General features: G+C 40.2%; 15 protein-coding genes. 8 read left to right on the forward strand and 7 right to left on the reverse strand.

The features are described from left to right. Window positions 1–139 precede the first annotated feature (139 nt). Genes R2S08_RS08180 through R2S08_RS08195 form a run of 4 tightly spaced genes read left to right on the forward strand, consistent with a single transcriptional unit; the run spans window position 140 to window position 7,538 of the window. Window positions 140–3,394 carry a TonB-dependent receptor gene (locus tag R2S08_RS08180; RefSeq protein WP_316834701.1) on the forward strand — a complete coding sequence of 1,085 codons (3,255 nt, stop codon included), beginning with the start codon at window positions 140–142 and terminating at the stop codon, window positions 3,392–3,394. Between the two features lie 19 nt (window positions 3,395–3,413). Next, a complete protein-coding gene (locus R2S08_RS08185) occupies window positions 3,414–5,054 on the forward strand; it encodes a RagB/SusD family nutrient uptake outer membrane protein (RefSeq protein ID WP_316834702.1) in 1,641 nt (546 codons plus the stop codon). Window positions 5,055–5,088: 34 nt separating this feature from the next. Further along, window positions 5,089–6,516 carry an aryl-sulfate sulfotransferase gene (locus R2S08_RS08190; protein ID WP_316834703.1) on the forward strand — a complete coding sequence of 476 codons (1,428 nt, stop codon included), beginning with the start codon at window positions 5,089–5,091 and terminating at the stop codon, window positions 6,514–6,516. Between the two features lie 23 nt (window positions 6,517–6,539). Beyond that, window positions 6,540–7,538 carry a c-type cytochrome gene (locus R2S08_RS08195; protein ID WP_316834704.1) on the forward strand — a complete coding sequence of 333 codons (999 nt, stop codon included), beginning with the start codon at window positions 6,540–6,542 and terminating at the stop codon, window positions 7,536–7,538. A gap of 45 nt (window positions 7,539–7,583) precedes the next feature. Here the strand turns inward: R2S08_RS08195 and R2S08_RS08200 are convergent, their stop codons facing one another. From R2S08_RS08200 to R2S08_RS08210, 3 genes are all read right to left on the reverse strand, one after another. Further along, entirely contained in the window at window positions 7,584–8,774 is a 1,191-nt protein-coding gene (locus tag R2S08_RS08200) for an ATP-binding protein (RefSeq protein ID WP_316834705.1), read from the reverse strand. Window positions 8,775–8,886: 112 nt separating this feature from the next. Next, window positions 8,887–10,197, reverse strand: a complete 1,311-nt coding sequence (locus tag R2S08_RS08205) for a hypothetical protein (protein ID WP_316834706.1) — start codon at window positions 10,195–10,197, stop codon at window positions 8,887–8,889. Window positions 10,198–10,205: 8 nt separating this feature from the next. Continuing rightward, window positions 10,206–12,545: a glycoside hydrolase family 3 N-terminal domain-containing protein gene (locus tag R2S08_RS08210; protein WP_316834707.1), complete on the reverse strand. Its 2,340-nt coding sequence runs from the start codon at window positions 12,543–12,545 to the stop codon at window positions 10,206–10,208. A 101-nt stretch (window positions 12,546–12,646) separates the two neighbouring features. Between R2S08_RS08210 and R2S08_RS08215 the strand changes: the two genes are divergently transcribed. After that, window positions 12,647–14,986, forward strand: a complete 2,340-nt coding sequence (locus R2S08_RS08215) for a GH92 family glycosyl hydrolase (protein ID WP_316834708.1) — start codon at window positions 12,647–12,649, stop codon at window positions 14,984–14,986. Between the two features lie 57 nt (window positions 14,987–15,043). On the opposite strand, the gene R2S08_RS08220 is transcribed toward R2S08_RS08215, so the two are convergent. Beyond that, window positions 15,044–16,066 (reverse strand): LLM class flavin-dependent oxidoreductase, encoded by a 1,023-nt coding sequence (locus tag R2S08_RS08220; protein WP_133783963.1) that lies wholly within the window; start codon window positions 16,064–16,066, stop codon window positions 15,044–15,046. A 323-nt stretch (window positions 16,067–16,389) separates the two neighbouring features. On the opposite strand from R2S08_RS08220, the gene R2S08_RS08225 reads away from it, so the two are divergent. From R2S08_RS08225 to R2S08_RS08235, 3 genes are read left to right on the forward strand one after another with little or no spacing between them, the layout of a single operon-like run. Next, a complete protein-coding gene (locus R2S08_RS08225; protein ID WP_316834709.1) occupies window positions 16,390–16,752 on the forward strand; it encodes a nuclear transport factor 2 family protein in 363 nt (120 codons plus the stop codon). A gap of 23 nt (window positions 16,753–16,775) precedes the next feature. Then, window positions 16,776–16,916 (forward strand): hypothetical protein, encoded by a 141-nt coding sequence (locus tag R2S08_RS08230; RefSeq protein WP_166644130.1) that lies wholly within the window; start codon window positions 16,776–16,778, stop codon window positions 16,914–16,916. A 5-nt stretch (window positions 16,917–16,921) separates the two neighbouring features. Beyond that, window positions 16,922–18,853 (forward strand): hypothetical protein, encoded by a 1,932-nt coding sequence (locus tag R2S08_RS08235; RefSeq protein WP_316834710.1) that lies wholly within the window; start codon window positions 16,922–16,924, stop codon window positions 18,851–18,853. A gap of 195 nt (window positions 18,854–19,048) precedes the next feature. On the opposite strand, the gene R2S08_RS08240 is transcribed toward R2S08_RS08235, so the two are convergent. From R2S08_RS08240 to R2S08_RS08250, 3 genes are read right to left on the reverse strand one after another with little or no spacing between them, the layout of a single operon-like run. Continuing rightward, window positions 19,049–19,621, reverse strand: a complete 573-nt coding sequence (locus R2S08_RS08240) for a dihydrofolate reductase family protein (protein WP_316834711.1) — start codon at window positions 19,619–19,621, stop codon at window positions 19,049–19,051. Between the two features lie 13 nt (window positions 19,622–19,634). Further along, entirely contained in the window at window positions 19,635–20,114 is a 480-nt protein-coding gene (locus R2S08_RS08245; protein WP_316834712.1) for an SRPBCC domain-containing protein, read from the reverse strand. A gap of 4 nt (window positions 20,115–20,118) precedes the next feature. Next, a complete protein-coding gene (locus R2S08_RS08250) occupies window positions 20,119–20,445 on the reverse strand; it encodes a metalloregulator ArsR/SmtB family transcription factor (protein ID WP_316834713.1) in 327 nt (108 codons plus the stop codon). Window positions 20,446–20,491: the final 46 nt, after the last annotated feature.

Genomic DNA, 20,491 nt, shown 5'->3' on the forward strand with positions numbered 1-20,491 from the left:
CCAATGTTTGGATATACCATGATAAATTAAGCAATACAACTCATCAATTATCAACCAAACAACCAAATGTATGAAATTTTACGATCAATCCAGATTTAGGAAGCCGCTTGCTTGGAACTCTGGACAAATAATACGTATAATGAGGCTAACCATTCTCATATTAATCACGTGCTTACTTCAGGTAAGTGCTTCCACAAAAGCGCAAAAGATCTCCCTAAGCGAAAAAAATGCATCGCTGGAAACCATTATCAGGAAAATCAGAAGCCAAACCAGCTATTATTTCATTGGCAATACGGCTTTAATCAGAAAGGCAAATCCTATAAATATTAACGTCAGGGATGTATCTGTTGAAGATGCATTGAACAGGTGCTTCCTAAATCAACCATTGGCTTATTCTATTGTAGATAAGACCGTTGTTATTAAAACAAGAACATTGCTTTCCCTGTCGGAGATGATGAGACAAAAGGTATCCATAAAAGGTAAAGTTACAGATGAAAGCGGAACCTCACTACCCGGAGCTTCTGTAAAGGTGGAGGGTACCGGAGAGACGGCGACCACCAACACCAATGGCGAATTTCAAATCGAAGTTCCCAGCAAGGATGCCGTTTTATTGGTTTCTTATGTGGGATATGAAGTGATGCGGATAAAGGTTGAGGAAGGCACTTTTATGACCATTCGTCTTAAGCCTCAGCTGCGCGACTTAAATGAAGTCGTTGTAGTAGGGTATGGAACAAAAAATAAGAGGGAAATTACGAGTTCCATGGCATCTGTAAATGTAAATGAAATCAGCGCCAATGCTTCTAACAACGTAACAGATGCACTTCAGGGACGTGTTGCGGGAGTGTCGGTTGAATCCAGTAATGGTGCACCTGGCGCGGGATCATCTATTACAATCCGAGGTTCGGGAACTCTTGGCTCCAATGGTCCGTTGGTGGTTATAGATGGAATGCCTTTTGGTAGTTTAGACGGAATAAACCCTTCTGACATACAAAATATTGAAATCTTAAAAGACGCTGCTGCCGCAAGTATTTACGGATCGAGAGCTGCAGGAGGAGTTATTTTAGTCACAACAAAATTGGGCAGGAAAAATTCTGAACCAAAAATTCAACTCAATGCAGTCTATAGCAACCAGTCGATTGCTAAGCGCATGAACGTACTTAATGGAGAGCAGTGGACCAATCTGTTCAACGCACAAGGCGGACACTTTCCAGCATATAATGGCACGAATACGAATTGGCAAGATGAAATTTTCAGATCTGCCCCGGTTTACAAGGTTAATGCAGATGTTACAGGAGGCTCCGAACACTTGTTGTATAGCTTATCTGGTAGTTATTTGAACCAAAAAGGTACTATTGAGAAAACCGATTTCAACAGCGCTAATTTCAGAGCAAAATCGGTATACGAAAAGGGCCGGATAAAAATTGGAGAGACATTTATCTACAACAGGAGCGGTGGCCGAACCCTTCCTCCGGGAGGAGATCAATCTCATAGCAATATATTAAGTGCATTGATTGTACCTCCAACTGTTCCGGTATATAATCCTGCAAACCAACCAGGTGGTTGGGGGGGGATTACCACCGGCATGAAGAACCTTTCAAATCCTGTAGCCATTTTGAATGCCAATGATTTTAGAAACAATAACAGCTCAGTAACTGCAGATATCTTTGCCGAGGTTAGACTGATTGATCAGTTAAAATATAAAGTCAATGCGGCACTATCAGAAAACAGAGGCTTTGGCAATAACTATAGTTATGCCTATAACGATGGGAATGTAATACTTGCCTTACCAACACTGTCTCAAAATAGTGGCGTTTCAGACTCGTGGTTATTAGAACATACCCTGAGTTATGACAAAAAGCTCGGCCTGCATAATATTTCGTTACTTGCGGGTTTTACTGCTCAAAAGGATACAACCAATTCTTTTAATGCAAGAGGAAATAACATTCCAAACGGGATTTATTCTCTGTCGGCAGCCACATCCGGGCAGTCGGTAGGAGGCGGATCGTCGTCTACCAGAAGAGAATCCCTTATTGGAAGGATTTCTTATTCCTATGATACAAGGTACCTGATCAGTGCATCGATTCGTAGAGACGGATCGTCTATATTTCCATCAGGTTATCAGTATGGTGTGTTTCCATCGGTATCTGCAGGCTGGAACATCAGCAATGAAAAATTTTATGGCAACTCAGGAATTTCCGCATTTATGAATTCCTTGAAAATCAGAGGCAGTTATGGTCTGTTAGGAAACGATCAGATTCCAAACTATTCTACCATTAACGGAATTACCAATAACCTGAACTTTCTGACCAACGGCGGAATGATACTGGGATCTATTCCCAGCGGAACTGCTTCACCTCAGAATTTAAAATGGGAACAAACAAAGACAGCAGACGCTGGTCTTGATGCTACATTCTTAAACGGCCGACTTTCGTTGGTGTTTGACTGGTTTAGTAAAACATCAAGCGGCGTATTGCTTGCCGTTCCAATACCACCAAGTGCAGGTATCAATGGTACACCAACAGTTAATGCCGGTACAGTAAATAATAAAGGGATAGAGCTGGCTTTAGATTACTCAGGTACTGCTGGCGAACTTAGTTATAAAGTAGGGTGGAATATGACTTCGATCCGGAACAGAATGACCGCGATTACGATAGGAAGTGGTAACCAGCAATTTGGCGATATCGAAAGAGCTATGGTTGGGTATCCGCTGGGAAGTTTCTTCTTGATCAAAACGGCGGGTGTTTTTAAAACACAAGCAGAGATTGACAGTTATAAGGGCGCAAATGGCCAGAAAATACAGCCTAATGCACAACCAGGAGACCTGAAATTTATTGACTTCAATAATGATGGTAAAATTGATAATAATGATCAGCAATATACCGGAAGTCCTATTCCAACCTTTGAAACCGGACTAACAGGTAGTCTGGTATGGAGAAATTTTGATGTGAATGTATTGGTACAGGCGGTTTTTGGAAATAAGATCTATAATGGAGGCCGAATCTGGACAGAGCAAATGACGGCATATACCAATTTGTCTACTTCAGTTTTAGACGCCTGGACACCTCAAAATAGCACTTCGAATTTCCCAAGATTTACGCTTGCCGACCCAAATTTAAACTCTCGCGGAAATAGCGATCGTTGGTTGGAGAATGGTGCCTACGTAAGGATAAAGCGGTTTGAATTAGGGTATACCTTAGCCGAAAGTATTGCGAAACGATTAAACGTTTCAAAAATAAGAGCCTATGTATCGGGTCAAAATTTATTTACATTTTCGAAATATAAAGGGTATAACCCGGATCTAGGAAATGGCGGTAGTCCACTTTCCAGAGGTTACGACAGTGGAGCATATCCACTTCAACGAATTGTTTCCTTAGGCTTAAACGTATCTTTTTAACTGAATAATTAAAGGAATTATGAATAAAAATATAATTAAAACAATAGCAATAGCCGTTCCGCTTGCATTGTTTACGATATATGGTTGTAAAAAAGATTTTCTTCAGACAACAAATCCAAATCAAATTACCGAAACCCAGTTCTGGAAAACCGAAGCAGATGTCATTTCTGCGGTAGCCTCAGTTTATAGTCCTATGCGACAACCTTTATATGGCTATTGGGGTGCATTTACGGGTATCCAGAACATCAATTCCTTAGGCGATGATGTACTTACATTTCCTGGAGGAGAAGCGGCTACGACGAATATAGCTTTATTCACAAATGATGCTACAAATTCAGACGCATCATCTACTTTTGCAGCGCTGTATAAATCTATTTATCGTGCTAATTTGGTATTGGCCAATATCGATAAGGTTCCAATATCCGACGATAAGAAAAAGGCCTATATCGCGGAGACCAAATTTCTGCGTGGGCTTTGCTACTTTACCCTGGCCTCAAATTTTGGAGATGTTCCGCTGATCATTACTTCGGCAAAAACAGCAGAAGATCAATTTGTTCCAAGTACCCCGGTAAAACAGGTTTACGATCAGGTGGTTCTTGATTTCACCGATGCCAGGAATGGATTGCCAGACTCCAGGCCTAGTGCAGATTTAGGAAGAGCAACCAGTGGAGCGGCCATTGCTTACCTGGGAAAGACTTATTTGTATATCAAAGATTATCAAAAAGCTCAAACTACATTAGCATTGTTAAATGCAAGTCCATATAATTACGATTTAGTTCCTGAATTTTCAGACAATTTCACTGCTAAGAATGAATTTAACAAAGAAGCTGTCTTTCAGTGGGTTTATGGCCCATATGGAGACCCATATAACCCCTGGGGTGCAGAAAATGCAAATGCAGGGATGTACAATTATCTGCCCCAGTTAATAGGCCCTCCAGCCGGAGGCGGTTGGTTTAAATATATCCCAACTAATTATTTTGTTAATCAGTTTATGTTAGAGAAAAGACCGGCCGGTTCGGATACTAAATTTGATAAAAGAATGTATTATACCTTATCATGGAAACGCTCAAATTTTGGCGAAGCTGATGTAACCTGGTATGGAGGCACTCAAACTTTTGATAAGCTTTGGGCCTCAGCCCGTGCTAATGTGACCAAAATCTCTCCTTCGTCATTATTAGATACCTCTGGAACCAACAAGTTTTTGATTAATAAATTTACTAATGGCTGGAGTGGCGTAGCCAGTGCAGATAACTATTGGTCTGCTACACCTTCTACCGCCAACAACGTAATTATGCGTTATGCAGAGGTATTATTGATGCACGCCGAAGCTGCAGCACAAAATGGAGATTTGGCCAGTGCAATTACTGATGTTAACCGAATTAGAGTAAGAGCAGGTTTAACGGCTAAAACAGCAATTGATCTTCCTGATATGATGAGTGTGATGAATGAAATTAGCCATCAAAAAATGTTGGAAATGTTTTTTGAGCAAAATAGATGGCAGGATTTAAAGCGTTGGTATACACCAGCTGATTTAAAGACCCATTTTATCGCGGTAAATAAGCAAGGGGCTCAATACCTGCAGCCTAGAAATTACATTTTTCCAATTCCTGCATCTGAGCTGCAAACCAATAATAAAATTAAACAAAATCCTTTGTGGTAGAATTTTTGACTTTATCCTGCTTATTTTATACTAAATGTATTTAAAAATAAACCCTTCAAGGCTATTTTTTATTGGATTGATGGTTATTGGAATCTGTGCGGTCGCCTGTTTAAACAGTGCGACCGGCACTTTTAATCATATCTCCTTAAATGAAACCGCAGATAAAAACTCCTTGAGAGTTTCTGTTGATTTTTCCAGTTCCAAACCTGTGGACGCCTATGTGGAGTACTGGATAAAGGGGAAACAAAATGAAATGTTTACAAGCCCCGTTTCTATTCAAAAAACGGACTTCAAAATAGTCCTTACCAATCTGAAATTTAATTCCGGTTATCAGTATCGCATTGTATCGGGCAAAGGAGCAGACAAGATTCAATCTGATGTGTATTCTTTTACAACCAAAGATATTCCTGATGGAGTATTAGGTCTGTATCATGTCAGCGATAAGAATCAGGGAGATCTGCCTGTGGAATTCAAACAAGGCAGCATGATGGTTTATAACCGGGAAACTCCAGGTTTTATTGGCATGATAGACTATAGAGGAGATCTACGATGGTACCAGAGACTTAAAAATACCGGAGTTAAGGTAGCTCACTTTACCCGGAATAAAACCATTCTTTCCATTTTGGCCCCAATGAATTACCCGACAAGTTATGGGAATGAAATTTTGGAATTATCGCTCACAGGTGATACCATTTTTCATTTAATGAAGGGAGAAAAAGATTTTAAGAAAACCATTCATCACGAAATATTACTGAACGCAAAGAATCAATACGTTACCCTGTGCGCAGACGAAAAAGTTGTCGATTTAAGGGCAGTAGGTGGTAAGGAGGCAGACTCTGTTAAAGGAGATGGCATTTTAGTGTTAGATAAGTCTGGAAAAAAGATATGGAGCTGGAGTGTTTTTGATGTGCTTGATCCTTTAAAAGAAAAGAATATTCTAAAGGAAGCAAAAGATTGGATGCATGCCAATAGTCTGTTTATAGATGCCGACGGGAATTACATCATTTCGTTTTATAATAATGGACAAATCTGGAAGGTTAATGCCTTAAGTAAAAAGGTGATGTGGAAGTTTGGAAAAGGAGGTGATTTTGCATTACCCCCGGGCGCTATGTTTGATCAGGGACATGCTGTGCACATCAACAACCAAGGTAACCTCATGTTATTTGATAACGGAACAAGTAAAAAACGTTCGCAGATACTGGTTTTTAACTTAAATGAAGCGTCCAAACAGGCATCTCTGAAATTACGCACACAATTACAGGAAGGAAATTTTACGGATAGAATGGGCAGTGCCTATTTGATTAACGACCATACTATTTTAACCTGCGTTTCTAAACAAAACCAAGTGATGCTGACCAGTAAAAACGGTGATGTATTGTGGAGTATGATGTGTGCCAATACTCCTTACCGTGTTGAATTTGTTCCGTTTAGTAAGTCAATGCCTTACATCGGAGAATTGTAAATAAACCAAACTGAACCATTGAGATGTTAAAAAGAACCAAAAGCCGGATAATTCCTTTCTTGCTCATCTTTATAATTTCTGCTGTTGCTTTTTTCTCTTGTAATGAGACAGAAAGCAAGGAAATGAATGAACAGGAGCAAAAGATTGCTGTCGATACGACAATGATCCCAAATACCAAATTTGGTGCTGCCGTTAAATATGGCAGACAATTGATGTTGAACACAGCCTATTATATTGGTCCTAATGGAACCAAAGGCCGGTACCTCGGAAATAAGATCAGCTGTACCAATTGCCATCAGGAGGCGGGCACTAAACTATTCTCTTTTAACCTGATGAAATCGCATGACGATTATCCACAGTACAGAGCCAGAGAGGGGAAAATACTGACATTGGCAGAAAGAATAAACAACTGTGTGATGCGACCACAAAATGGTGTAAAACCGCTTCCTTTGGATGGAGAAGAAATGGTTGCTTTTTTGTCTTATCTGAAATGGATCAATTCGTTTGCCCCTAAGGGCGAAGAAGTGTTTAATGGTCAGAAAAACAAAGCAGTAGATTTACCTGCAGTGGCGGCCAATCCAGAAAAAGGCGCATTGTTATATCAAGCCAATTGTGCGCGGTGTCATGGAAAGGATGGGGCAGGGGTTCTTGCAGCAGATCGGCACGCTTATCGTTATCCACCTTTATGGGGGGCTCAAAGTTACCAGCCAGGATCCAGTATGCACCGGGTAATTAAACAGGCACAATGGTTGAAATCTAACATGCCTTACGATAAGGCAACAGCCGATGCTCCTGTATTGACCGATGCAGAAGCCTTGGATATCGCAGCATTTGTCAATTCAGATAAGATACACCAAAGACCTAATCCTAAAACTTTCGACTATCCACATCCGGAGGAAAAAGCCATTGATTATGCACACGCACCATTTGTTGATCCATTTACCGAAGAACAGCACAGGATAGGGCCATGGCAGCCCATTATAGATTATCTGAAGAGTAAAGGGTATACAGCAACTTATTAAAAACATATTTTCTTGGGTGCATACCGGGGATGGTGCGGATTTGTTTTAATACAAGAAGCCAAACATCCACAAGGGAATTTTATGATTATGGCCAATTTCGATGTCATCTGCTGCTACAAATGAATTTTCAATGTGCTTTACCTGTTTATTTGTTTTGTTCTTTCCACCAATTTCAAAAGTATAGTTTTTGAATGCGAAATCACCTTCTGGTGTGTAGGTAACCGGGCCAAGTTTGCCAATTTGATTAATAAAGAAACTTTCCCTTATGTTGCCAATATTACTTTGTTCATCGGCCAGTGCGTATTGCAGATTTGGATGATGAAGGTAAATCTTTTCAGGTTTTTGTAGTAGTCCGATTCCTTTAGTATCTGGATACAGTCCCTTTATGATCCTCATGTCTTCCAGGTATTTAATGAATAGTACAAGGTTATTGCGACTAATATCTATGCGCTCACTTAGTTTTGAGATATTGGGCTTAAAAGGAACTGATTCTGCAATGATGTGCAGTAATAACCGGATCTTTTCAATACTCTTAAAGCTGATGTCGTGAAAAGCGGGTAGATCTATGCTGATTGCGAGTGAAATGGTTTCGGCAAGTTTTTGGGGGTATAGGTTGGGATTCTCTAAAAAATATGGATAATGGCCGTATTTAAGGTAGTTTCCGAAATGTTCGTAAGGATGCATGTTTGCCACTATATCCATTGCAATGGCGGTGTGGTTATTTATAATATCATTAAAACCAATTGCTTTAAGCGACATATCTTGGGCAAAGTTAAGGTATTCCCGAAAGGAGAGTCCGGCGAGTTCGTACATTACAGCACGCCTGCTTAGGTCTCCTTTTGCTCTATTTAGGTGCATAATCGAAGAGCCGGTAAATATGATCTTCAGGTCTGGTTGGTCGTCATAAATATTTTTAATTTCCTGGGACCAATTTGCATAACGGTGTACCTCATCCAACAAAAGGAATTTACCGCCTTGTTGTACAAATCTATCGGCGAGGTCGACTAAGGTGTTCTCTGTAAAGTATAAACTGTCTAAACTGGTATATAGTGTTTCTTTACCTTGGGGTAGATGTAATTTGGCATATTGTAGCATTAGTGTCGTTTTTCCTGCCCCACGCGCGCCTTTTATGCCAATCAGACGGCTGGTCCAATCAATTTCTTCTGCCAGATATCTTTTAAATTGGGTTGGTACTCTTATCAGTTTTTGATATGATTTTTCGAACAGCCTTTCCATTTTGCTATTATTTTTCAACAAAAATAGTTAATAATGCTTTATATAAAAAGCATTATTAATAAATAGTGCTTTTTATATAAAGCATAAATGGGTCTGACAAGATAGTTAATTTTTAATGGGCCTGATTGGCTGCCGCCCAAGTCTTGAATTGAGCTATTGCTTTGCTTAATACACCAGCAGATCCCTTAAATTTACCTGATCCGCTAGGTACATCTCCCTGGCCATACCATTCATAAAACCCTTTGTTTTTTACCACGCGGTCGATCATAGGACGAACTTCTTCATAGGCTTCTTTTACAAAACCATTTGCAATGAGTTGCTGGATCATTCTTGCACCGAACCAAGTCCAGTCGCCACCATTTTGATAGACATAGGCTTTAGACATTCCACCAGCAAAAAAACCTTCAGGATAAGTAGGGTATAAGGTCAGGCCGATACTAGGCATCCCGGAAAGTTTTACGTTTTCTACCATTTTCTTATTCACTGCGGCAATTTCTGCTTTAGAAAGCAACCCAGCTTCTATCGCAACTGCGGTGCCCCCGTGGTAAAAGATGGTGTTTTCATCAAAGCCAGCTGGGATAGGAGACTTATTAGGGTAGATATGCGGAATAAACTTCTGGTTTTTAGCGTCCCAAAGGTGTTTTCTTACCTTCTGATAAATACCCTTTTTTAATTTGGTCCACTGTTCTACTTTATGCTTGTCTGGTACAACATCAATTAAATATTGCAGGGCGATAATGAACATCGCATTATCATAGACATCAATAGCTTCATCCGAGAGTTCGTTCCAGTCACAGCCAAAGGTATCATGTGGCTGAACATCTCCCCAGTCTGCTGTCATTGCTCCCCACAGTAAGCCGTATTGTTTATTATAACGTTCGCGCAACAGATAATCAATCATTTTCTCTATTCTGGTCAGCACAGTTACACCAGCTACTTTTTCATTTAGGAGGCCAACATCTCCAGTCTTTTTGATGTATTTTCCCACCAGCTGAATAAGCGAGGTTTCCTGATCCGTTTCAACCGTGTTTTTAAATCCTACGTGACCCGGAGCAGCATCGGAGTAATATGGCGTATTGTCATTCCAGGTAAAGTCCTTTTTTAATACATATCCATCCACCATTTCATCGTTTTTTTGCTGGAGCGCAAAGAAGAGCAGGATAGCTCCCCGAACATCTTCTTTGGAACGTACCTCTAAAGAAGTTTCAATCAATGTATTAAAGTCGCGTGCCCAGATCTGAGAGTAACCACTTCCAGCATTGAAGCCCTCTTTAATTACGCCCTTTGCCAGATTGTCTACGACTGTCAATGAAGAGTCTGCAAGGATCCGGGCGGCCAGTTCCTGATTTTGGGCCTTTCCTTTAACGGGGCAGAGGGTTACCAAAAATGCACAGGATAAGATATAAATTGAATAGGATTTCATTTGTTTAATTAAATTTCTAGTTGTTTTTGTAATTGGATGTTATCAGAGGAAGAACCGATCATAATGGTGAAGGTGCTGGTGGATTCAAAAACCTTTTTCATATCCATATTGATGATGGATAAATCATCAGTTGTCAGTTCAAATTCTATAAGTTTTGATGCGCCTGCTTTGAGTTTAATACGCTCAAAATGTTTCAATTGCTTTACAGGTTGAGATGTTGAGGCAAACTGATTTTTCAAATAAAGCTGGGCTACCTCGTCTCCATCATATGATCCGGTATTTTGTAAGGTAAAGGACACCCGATAAGTTCCTTTGGTGGCATCTTTACTGATGTTTAGGTCATGATAAGCGAAAGTCGTATAACTCTTGCCATAACCAAAGGCGTAGCGTGGAGTCGCTTCCTCTTCCACATAACGATGGTCGAGCGGACTTTTCCTGTTGTAATGAACCGGAATTTGTCCAACACTTCTGGGTACAGAAATAGGGAGTCTCCCCGCAGGATTATAGTCTCCAAATAATACATCTGCAACAGCTGAACCACCTTCCTGTCCAGGATACCAGGCACAAAGCAATGCATCCGCATTTTCCGCTGCCCAGTTCATATTCAGTGGCCGGCCTTGTATATAGACAACTACAAGAGGTTTACCTGTCTTTTTTAAGGCCTTTAATAAATCCATTTGCTTGCCCAGAAGATCAAGTGTGGAGCGATCAAACCCTTCGCCACTCTCCATATCTCCGATGGTCTTATCTGTTGCAATTGCAGCTCCTGTTGTGGCATATTCTGTCTTAAAGTCCCGTGCACTGGAGCCACCAACTACAGCAATAACTACATCGGCTTCTTGTGCTGCCGCAATGGCCTGAGGAATGGTGTTTTCTGTGGTATCCCGAATGGCACATCCTTTAACATAGCTTACTTGGGCGGCTGATAATTTGGAACGAAGCCCTTGTAATACCGTGATCACACTTCCTTCAGCTTGTGGAGCGGTATAATCTCCAAGCATATTATATACATTATTTGCATTAGGGCCTACAACGGCAAGTTTGATTCCCTTTTTCAAGGGGAGAATGTTGTTTTTGTTTTCCAGCAGGATGATAGATTCTTTGGCAACCTGGCGGGAAAGCAAGATTTGTTCTTGTGTTTTGATTTCCTTTTTGGCTTTTTGAGGATTTACAAAAGGATGTTCAAATAAGCCCATTTCGAACTTTAAGCGGAGTACCCTGGATACTGCGGTATCAATTAAACGTTCTTCAATCTTTCCTTTTTCAACAGCGGCAATCAGGTTGGGATAGGCATTTCCTCCAAGATCCGCGTCTAAACCAGCTTTAAGTGCCAGGATAGAGGCTTCGGTATAGTCTCGTGCAATGCGATGACTTCCTTTTATGCCCTCAATACTTCCTAAATCGGATACTGAAAAACCTTTAAATCCCCATTCTTTATTTAGTATATCCGTCAATAAGAAACTACTGGAACTACAAGGAACGCCATCTATGGAGTTGTAAGCGGCCATAATTGATTTGGCTCCGGCATTTACAGCAGACTGAAAAGGAGGGAGGTAATACTCCCTAAGTTCCCGTTCGCCAACACTTGCAGCTGCGCCATTGTGCCCTCCTTCAGGTATTGCATAAGCTACAAAATGCTTGAGTGTTGCTATGGTGCTGTAAGGATTGGCCAGCTTTCCTGCGCCCAGTCCCTTAATGATAGAAGCTGCAAGCTTACCTGTTAACACAGGATCTTCACCATAACCTTCTTCCACACGTGACCAGCGTGGATCACGTGATAAGTCCAATACAGGGCCATAGCTGATATGACCTCCTTGTAAACGTACTTCTTTGGATACACATTCCGACATCTTTTCTAATAAGGAGGTGTCCCAGGTAGACGCTTGACCGACACCCGTTGGGAATACCGTGGTGCCAATCGCCATATGCCCATGAGGTGCCTCTTCCGCCAAAAATATAGGAATACCCAGACGCGTATTTTGTAGCATATATCGCTGTAACTCATTTGCAGCTTCTGCTGCCATCTCCGGGTTAAGACCATTGGTCAGGGTTTTTTGTGTCCATGGATCGGCTCTGAATGTTGCCCAGAGCATCCCAATCTGCTTTTTGGATACGATGTCTTTGAATTTCTGGGATACCTTAACTTTATTTCCTTGTCGTTCATACATTTCCCATCCCAGAGGACATAAAAGTTGACCTACTTTCTCTTTGAGCGTCATTCTTTTGATTAAATCCTGAGTTCTTAATGCTATTGGCTGACTGGCATCTTTGTAGAGTGGTTGCTGGCTATAAGAATGAAGAGGTAACGAAAAAAAAGTACAGAGGATTAATATAGTCAGTCTATTCATGATATTGGTTTTCGGAATGTATGTATATACAAGTATAGTAAATTTAAATTTTTTTTGCTAAATATGTATGTACATTTGAATAACCAAAACTTTAAACCAAGATGAAAAGGATTGTTCTCCTCTTATTAATCACTACCCAAACGGCCTTCCTTTATGCCCAGAAAGAGGATGGACCAGTTCAATATGTGAGGCCCAATATCGGGTCTGCCCATAGCCGATACTTTTTCTATACCCCAGCTGCGGTTCCTTTTGGTATGGCCAAATTAGCCCCCAGCACAAATGGAAGTGAAGGCAATCCATCAGGATGGGAAGCCGTGGGTTATGACGATCGCCATACTTCCATAGAAGGTTTCGCAAACTTTCATGAATTTCAGATTGGAGGGGTAGTCTTTGCGCCAACAGTAGGAAAACTAAAAACATTTCCGGGTAAAAAGGAAGAGAAAAATTCAGGATACAGGTCATCTTTCGATAAGTCTGAGGAATATGCCACGGCGGGATATTATCGGGTACTTTTAAAAGATTATCATATAAAAGCAGAACTTACCGCCACAGAAAGGGTGGGTTTTCATCAATATACTTTTCCAGAAACAGATACAGCCAATATTATATTTGATATCGGGCATAAGATGGGCGAGAGTGGCCCGGTGCTGGACGCAAAAGTGACTTATGATCATGGTCATGTATGGGGCTATGTGGTTACCAAACCTGTATATGTTCAGAAATACCAGGAAGCAGCAAATGTGACCATGTACTTTTATGCGGTACTCGATAAAATGCCTGATTCTTATGGCGCATTTAGAGATAGTACACAGTATAAAGGGCTTAAGACCATGCAGGGAAAGGGCGCTGGAATATATTTACAATTTAAAACAAAAAAGGGTGAGCAAATTGGAATTAAAACAGGTCTTTCTTATACTTCAGTAGATAATGCAAAACTCAATTTGACGAAGGAGGCTTCAGGGTTAACCTTTGCCAAGGCAAAAGCTAATGCCATTCAAAACTGGAATAAGTCATTGGGTAGGATTGAAGTAAAAGGTGGACTAGAGCAAGATCGAATTAAGTTCTATACCGGCCTTTTTCATGCACTTTTAGGCAGAGGTCTGGCAAGTGATGTGAATGGTGCATATCCTAAAAATGATGGTACAGTAGGACAGATTCCACTACTGAAAAATGGTAACCCGAAATACCATCATTACAATACAGATGCTATTTGGGGCGCCTTCTGGAACTTAACCCAGCTATGGTCTATTGCCTATCCTGAATACTATAACGATTGGGTACAAAGTCAATTGTTGGTGTATAAAGATGCAGGATGGCTAGGTGATGGTATTGCCACGAGCAAATACGTATCGGGTGTTGGAACGAATTTTACAGGATTGGCCATTGCGGCAGCTTATAATGTAGGCATTCGGAATTATGATGTTCCTTTGGCCTATGAGGCCGTTCGAAAAAATGAACTGGAAAGTAAAGGCCGGCTTCCCGGAGCCGGAAAGTTAGACGTTGGCGTTTTTGTGGAGAAAGGTTACTCGCCCTATATCAATGACCAGAGTGGTAACCCCGAGCTCAATACCCAAGGTTCTCCTTTTGGGGCTTCTCATACCCTGGAATATTCTTTTTCCGCCTTTGCAGCAGCGCAGTTTGCTCAAGCACTCCACAAAACAGACGACTATAAACAGTTCACTAAACTCTCAGAAGGTTGGAAGTTACTATATGATCCTGCAACAAAATTCATGAGACCTAAGGATAGCGATGGTAAATTTTTAGATAAGTTTAATCCTTTCGAGCCCTGGAGAGGCTTTCAGGAGGGCAATGCCTGGCAATATACATTTTACGTGCCTCAAGCACCAGAGCAATTGGTCAGTCTGATAGGAAAGGAGACATTCAGCAGCAGACTGGACAGTATCTTTACTGTTTCGCGGAAAAATTTATTTGGTGGGGGCACGCAGATTGATGCCTTTGCAGGAATTGAAGGTTTGTATAATCAGGGAAATCAGCCAAACTTACATGTTTCCTGGTTATTTCATTATGCCGGCAGACCGGATCTGAGCCAAAAATGGGTTAGGGCAATTTGTAATGAATTTTACGGTGCTGATGGTATTCATGGTTATGGATATGGACAGGATGAGGATCAAGGGCAGCTGGGCGCATGGTATGTATTGTCTGCAATGGGGCTTTTTGATGTAAAAGGACTCACTGGACCTGATCCTTCTTTTCTAATTGGAGCACCTTTGTTTGAAACCGTAAGGATTAAACTTCCTAAGGAGATAAGAAAAAATGAGTTCCTGATTAAAGTTAGTCAACAGGATCCAAATCATCCATATATCCAGCGTGGAACGTTCAATGGCAAACCATTGAATAGGTTGTCGCTCAAATTTGAGGATTTGGCAAAGGGAGGAGAACTGGAATTGGTACTTGGTGGTCAACCTAAAAGGTTGTATTAAAGATGTGTACACGTAGCTTTTGATAAAGCTACGTGTACACATCTTCAGTTGCAAAATTTAACGCCAACCTAATCCAGGTGCCACATGTTCTAAAATAGAAGAAAGTGCATGCACATTGTAGTCCACTCCTAATGTATTGGGAATTGTCAAAAGGATCGTGTCTGCCTCTTGGATGGCTTCGTCTTCAGCTAATTCCTTTATGAGTTGATCTGGCTCGGCGGCATAGCTTCTTCCGAAAATGGCGCGTTTCTCTGATTCAATCATTCCGATTTTATCGACCCGGTCGGTTTCCTGTCCAAAGAAATAGCGATCCTGCTCGTTTACCAACGCGAAAATAGACCGGCTCACCGAAACCCTCGGTTCGCGATCGTGTCCTGCTTTTTTCCAGGCATCTTTGTATAGCCTGATCTGCTCAGCCTGCTGTATGTGGAAAGGTTTGCCACTTTCGTCGTACTTTAAGGTAGAACTTTGAAGGTGCATACCGTTTTCAGCCGCCCAAACAGCAGTAGCATTAGAAGCAGCTCCCCACCAGATGCGTTCCCTTAATCCTTCAGAATGTGGTTCCAAGCGCAGCAAGCCAGGTGGATTCGGAAACATTGGGTAAGGATTAGGTTGGGCAAATCCAACACCTTTTAATTTATCCAGGAATTCCAATGCCTTATGACGTCCCATATCGGCGTCCGTTTCTCCTTCCTCTAATTTATACCCGAAATAGCGCCAGCCGTCAATTACCTGTTCCGGTGAACCTCTGCTGATTCCCAGTTGTAATCGCCCTTCAGAAATTAAATCTGCAGCGCCGGCATCTTCCACCATATACAGTGGATTTTCATAACGCATATCAATTACACCCGTTCCAATTTCTATTTTATTTGTTTTGGCGCCAATAGCCGAAAGCAAAGGAAATGGCGATGCCAACTGCGCTGCAAAATGATGCACACGAAAATAGGCGCCATCTAAACCAATTTCTTCGGCAGCGACAGCCAAATCAATAGATTGAAGCAATGTATCACCCGCTGTACGCGTTTTATAGGCCTGATGGTTAGCCCAATGTCCAAACGATAAAAATCCTATTTTCTTCATAGCTTATTTTCGTACTGAAAAATAACTCTTTATTATCTATTTTTTGTTGCTAAAATGTTTTTTTTCAGTGCCCAACTATATTTTGTAGTTTAGTACTAGACTGGCTGACAATCATCTCAGCAAATGAGTATATATGCAAAGAAACCGAAAAAACAAAGCAACTGAGCCTGAGCAGCCGCAGTCTGAAGGACAGGAAAAACATTTACCCCATGAAGAGTGGCATGTGCTGCAGCAGGAGCATTAAGTTAACCTAAATATAAAACATATTAAACAAGTAAGGTGTTTAATTTAAATAACTTAGGTCATAACTTAAATATAATCATATGAATACTCAGGAAGTAGCTGACAAATTAGTGCAGCTTTGCCGTGAAGGTAAAAACGAACAGGCCATTGATGAGCTTTACGCAGATAATATAGTAAGTAAAGAACCAAAAGGTTCTCCAATGGAGCTGACAGAAGGTAAGGACGCTGTCAAAAAGAAAACCCTGCAATGGGAAGAAAGTGTTGAAGAAATACATAGTGCTTCATGCTCTGATCCGATCGTTGCGGATAATCATTTTTCTATTGTCATGAACATTGATGCGACATATAAAGCACATGGAAGAATGGCGATGAGTGAAATTTGTGTCTATGAAGTTAAAGACGGAAAAATCGTAGCCGACGAATTTTTCTATAGCATGGGCTAAATTGAATTTAAGAATATTTTAAAATGGAAAAGCCTGCAAATCGTAAGATTGCAGGCTTAACTTTTATTATTTCAGTTGCAAAGAAAACATCAGCAAATGTCAAGATGCAAGTTGTTTCTTATTGGATTATAATAGACCTTGGGTTGCTTTACAAAGGGAAATAAAACAAGTGATGAACAAAATTTGCTTCAGCATAATAATAATTGTATTGGTGCCTTTTTTAATGGTACAACAAGGTTACGGTCAAACTGAAAATTTGTGGACAAAGTTGAGTGAGATTGCGAAAACTCCTTATCCTGACTCGTCCATACGTGTGCCATCGCCTGGGCATATAACCTATTTTGTTAACCCTAAAACGGGTAACGATCAAAGCAAGGGAACTAAAGCTTCAGCAGCATGGAAAACCTTTGCTAATGTTAATGCTTTAAAATTTGCGCCAGGAGATAAAATTATCATTGCACCGGGCATCCATGAGCAAACATTGATGCCGTTTGGTAAAGGGACTGTAGAACAACCTATTGTTGTTGAGTTTTTACCTGGAAAGCATGAATTTACCTCATTAAAATCCTTACATCGTGTATGGTTTGTGTCTAACACTGCTGACTTTGCGTTTACTCCAAAGCCATGTGGTATATTAATGGAAGGAGCAACACATGTTAAAATTCGTGGTGGTGGAGTTGCTGGAAAGCATAAAACAACGATTATGATGAGCGGGCCGGAACGTATGGTTGAAGTCATTAATCATTTATCAGATGATATTTCTTATAAAGATTTGGTATTTGATCTTAAGCGCCCATCCGTTTCAGAGATTATGGTTTTGGATGCAAATAGAGATGCGGCTACAATCCAGGTAGCAGATGGATCCACCTATAAAATTAAAAATGGAAAGTTTGCATGGACAGGCGATTTGGGATATGGTTGGATGATGGCGCAAGAGGCAGACTTGAAAACAAGAAAATCGAAGCGGCTAGACAGATGGTCTCCGTTTGATGCCGCCATTGCGACGGATTTAGGAAAAGGAAAAGTAGGTCTTAGCTATCCAAAAAAAGATGGTGTTTTAGAGAAAGGAAAGTCCTATGGTTTTCGGTATATCCTTCACGATTTGCTTAGTTTTCATAATGCTCACAGTAAGAATATTTCTTTTTATAATTGTGAAATTAATGCAATGACCAATATGTCTTTTGTGAGTCAATTCACAGAGAATCTTACTTTTAGGAGAGTTAATGTTATCCCTCCCAAAAATACAAGTCGTGTTTCTCCATCAAGTATGGATGTGTTCCATTTTGCAAATTGCCGTGGTCAAATTTTAATAGATTCCTGTAAAATCTCGGGGGCAGGGGATGATGGCGTAAACTATCATGGGATTAATATTGGCGTAGCAGGAAAACCGGCAGAAAATAAATTGCAATTACGTTTTATGCAACAGCAAACTTATGGATTTGCTCCATGTGCTCCTGGCGATGAAATTGCGGTTATCAATCATTTTACTTTACGTGAAATACATGACAACCCACGCCGTAAAGTAACTGCAGTAGAAGTTATGCCAGGTGATACAACGCGAAAAAATTGGATTGTAACTTTAGATGGGCCTGCTCCAATGTTTAATAAAGGAGATGTGGTAGATAATATTTCATGGCATGCCGATATTACGATGAGCAACAACCTGATAGAATTGGCCTCCTGTCGTGGGATACTTGCCACCACGCGTGGTAAAATTGTTATTGAAGGTAATACTATAAATAGTCTTATGCCGGGCATTTTAATTGAAGACGATGCCAATAAATGGTGGGAATCAGGTCCGGTTCGTGATCTGTTAATTAAAAATAATACTTTCCTCAACTGTGGTATTGATATTGCCCCTCAAATCATCAAAAGCGAAGGTGCAGTGCATGAAAACATACGTATTGTGGGCAACAGGTTTGTTGGTGAAGCAAAAACGAATCCGACCGAGTCAAGAGGTGTAATAAAATGCCCATTTATTACAGCAAATGGGGTTAAAGGATTGAAAATATCAGGCAACAAATTTCCGGGTGAGCTATCCCTGTTTACAGAAAATTGTGAGGATGTGATTATTGAAGGCAATTTGATAAATCAAAAATGATTTTCTTTATAATTGGACTTGAACTTAAGGGATATATTTTAAAATGAAAAAACCTGAAATTTTGTGATTTCAGGCTTTTTTTTCAAAAAAAAGAGCCGCCAGCCGTTGAGCTTTAGTCCTGTCCGCGTAATATGCAAAGCTGTCAATTAACTCGCGTATAGCAATATCATTTCTAAATTCATTTGAATTTCGTTGTTATTGTCTGTCCACTGTGTAATTCAGTTCAGTTACCCCACAAGTAAATTGTCTGGTAGTCAATAGGTTTAGATTTAGTTTGTCTTTGATGTCTACAAACAAAGGAATACCTCGTCCAAGAATAATTGGATTAACAAATAGCCAGTAGCCATCAATTAAGTTCTGTTGAATAAGTGAATGTGTGGCTGTCGGGCTACCAAAAAGCAGGATTTCTCCACCTGCCTGTTGTCTTATTTCGTTTATTTTATCCGAAAGGTTGTCGCTAATAATTGTTGTATCAATCGCACCTGCGTCTTTCATTGTTTTCGATAAAACAACTTTGTGAGCTTTGTTATACCACTTTGAATGTTCGATGTCGTGCTTGGTCGCATTCGGCTTGTCTCCTGCGGTAGGCCAGTAATTTTCCATCATCTGGTAAGTTACTCGTCCGTATAATGCCGTATCCGTTTCGTCGATCCGCTTACCGACATGATCAAAAATTTCCTCACTAAGTTTGATCCAGTTCATCTCTCCGTTCGGTCCTGCTACAAAACCGTCGAGCGATATGTGCATAAATGAAATTATTTTTCTCATATTTTCTATTTTTTTATGGTTTTTTACTTTCTAATATCTTAATATAGTTTTCAAGTCGATTTAAAGTCTGCTTGCCGCCTTCAATGGCATTTATTTTTCTATTTAATTCTTCAATAATTGCTTTTGACTTAAATACTGACTTCAATGTCAGTAATGTTTTTTCTTCAACTTCTTCAAATAAAATTGAAACTGTGAAGTTATAATCTTCGCTTTCCCCAAAATGTTTATAAGATAAAAGGGAAGGTTTTATTACTTCCACGTACTCAATTTTGTTATCAAAATCCTGTCCCCAACCATGCATAGTAGAGTCCAAAATTTTGCCTGGTTCTACATTCATTGATTTTATAGTTAGCGAAAAACCATCTGGCCCCCACCATTCTTTTAAATGTGCTGGATTCGTCCACACTTCCCAAACTAAATCCCTTGGGGCATCAAGAATCTTTGTATGTATAAGAATATTCTCTTCTTGTTTGAATGTATTATATTTTTCCATTTTTCTATTTCTTCTTTTTTTGAATTTTAGCAAGATAACCTTCCAATGAGTCAAGTTTATTGTCCCAATATCTTCGATATTGATCTACCCAATCTGTGACTTCATTTAATTTTTCGAGTTTAGCTTCGCAATATCTTTCCCTGCCTTGTTTTTTGATTACAATAAGACCACAATCATTAAGGAATTGGACATGCAATGAAACTGCTTGTCGGGTAATATCAAACTCCTTGGCAATAGCATTAACATTGAGTGATTTCTGAGCCAGCATACCTATAATTTGTCTACGAGTTGGATCGGCTATTGCCTGAAAGATGTCTCTTGTTTGTGTCATAATGCGCAAGTAATTTCTTGCAAATATATACGCAAGGTTTGACTTG

The organism is Pedobacter nutrimenti (genome assembly GCF_032678445.1).
GTDB lineage: Bacteria > Bacteroidota > Bacteroidia > Sphingobacteriales > Sphingobacteriaceae > Pedobacter > Pedobacter nutrimenti_A.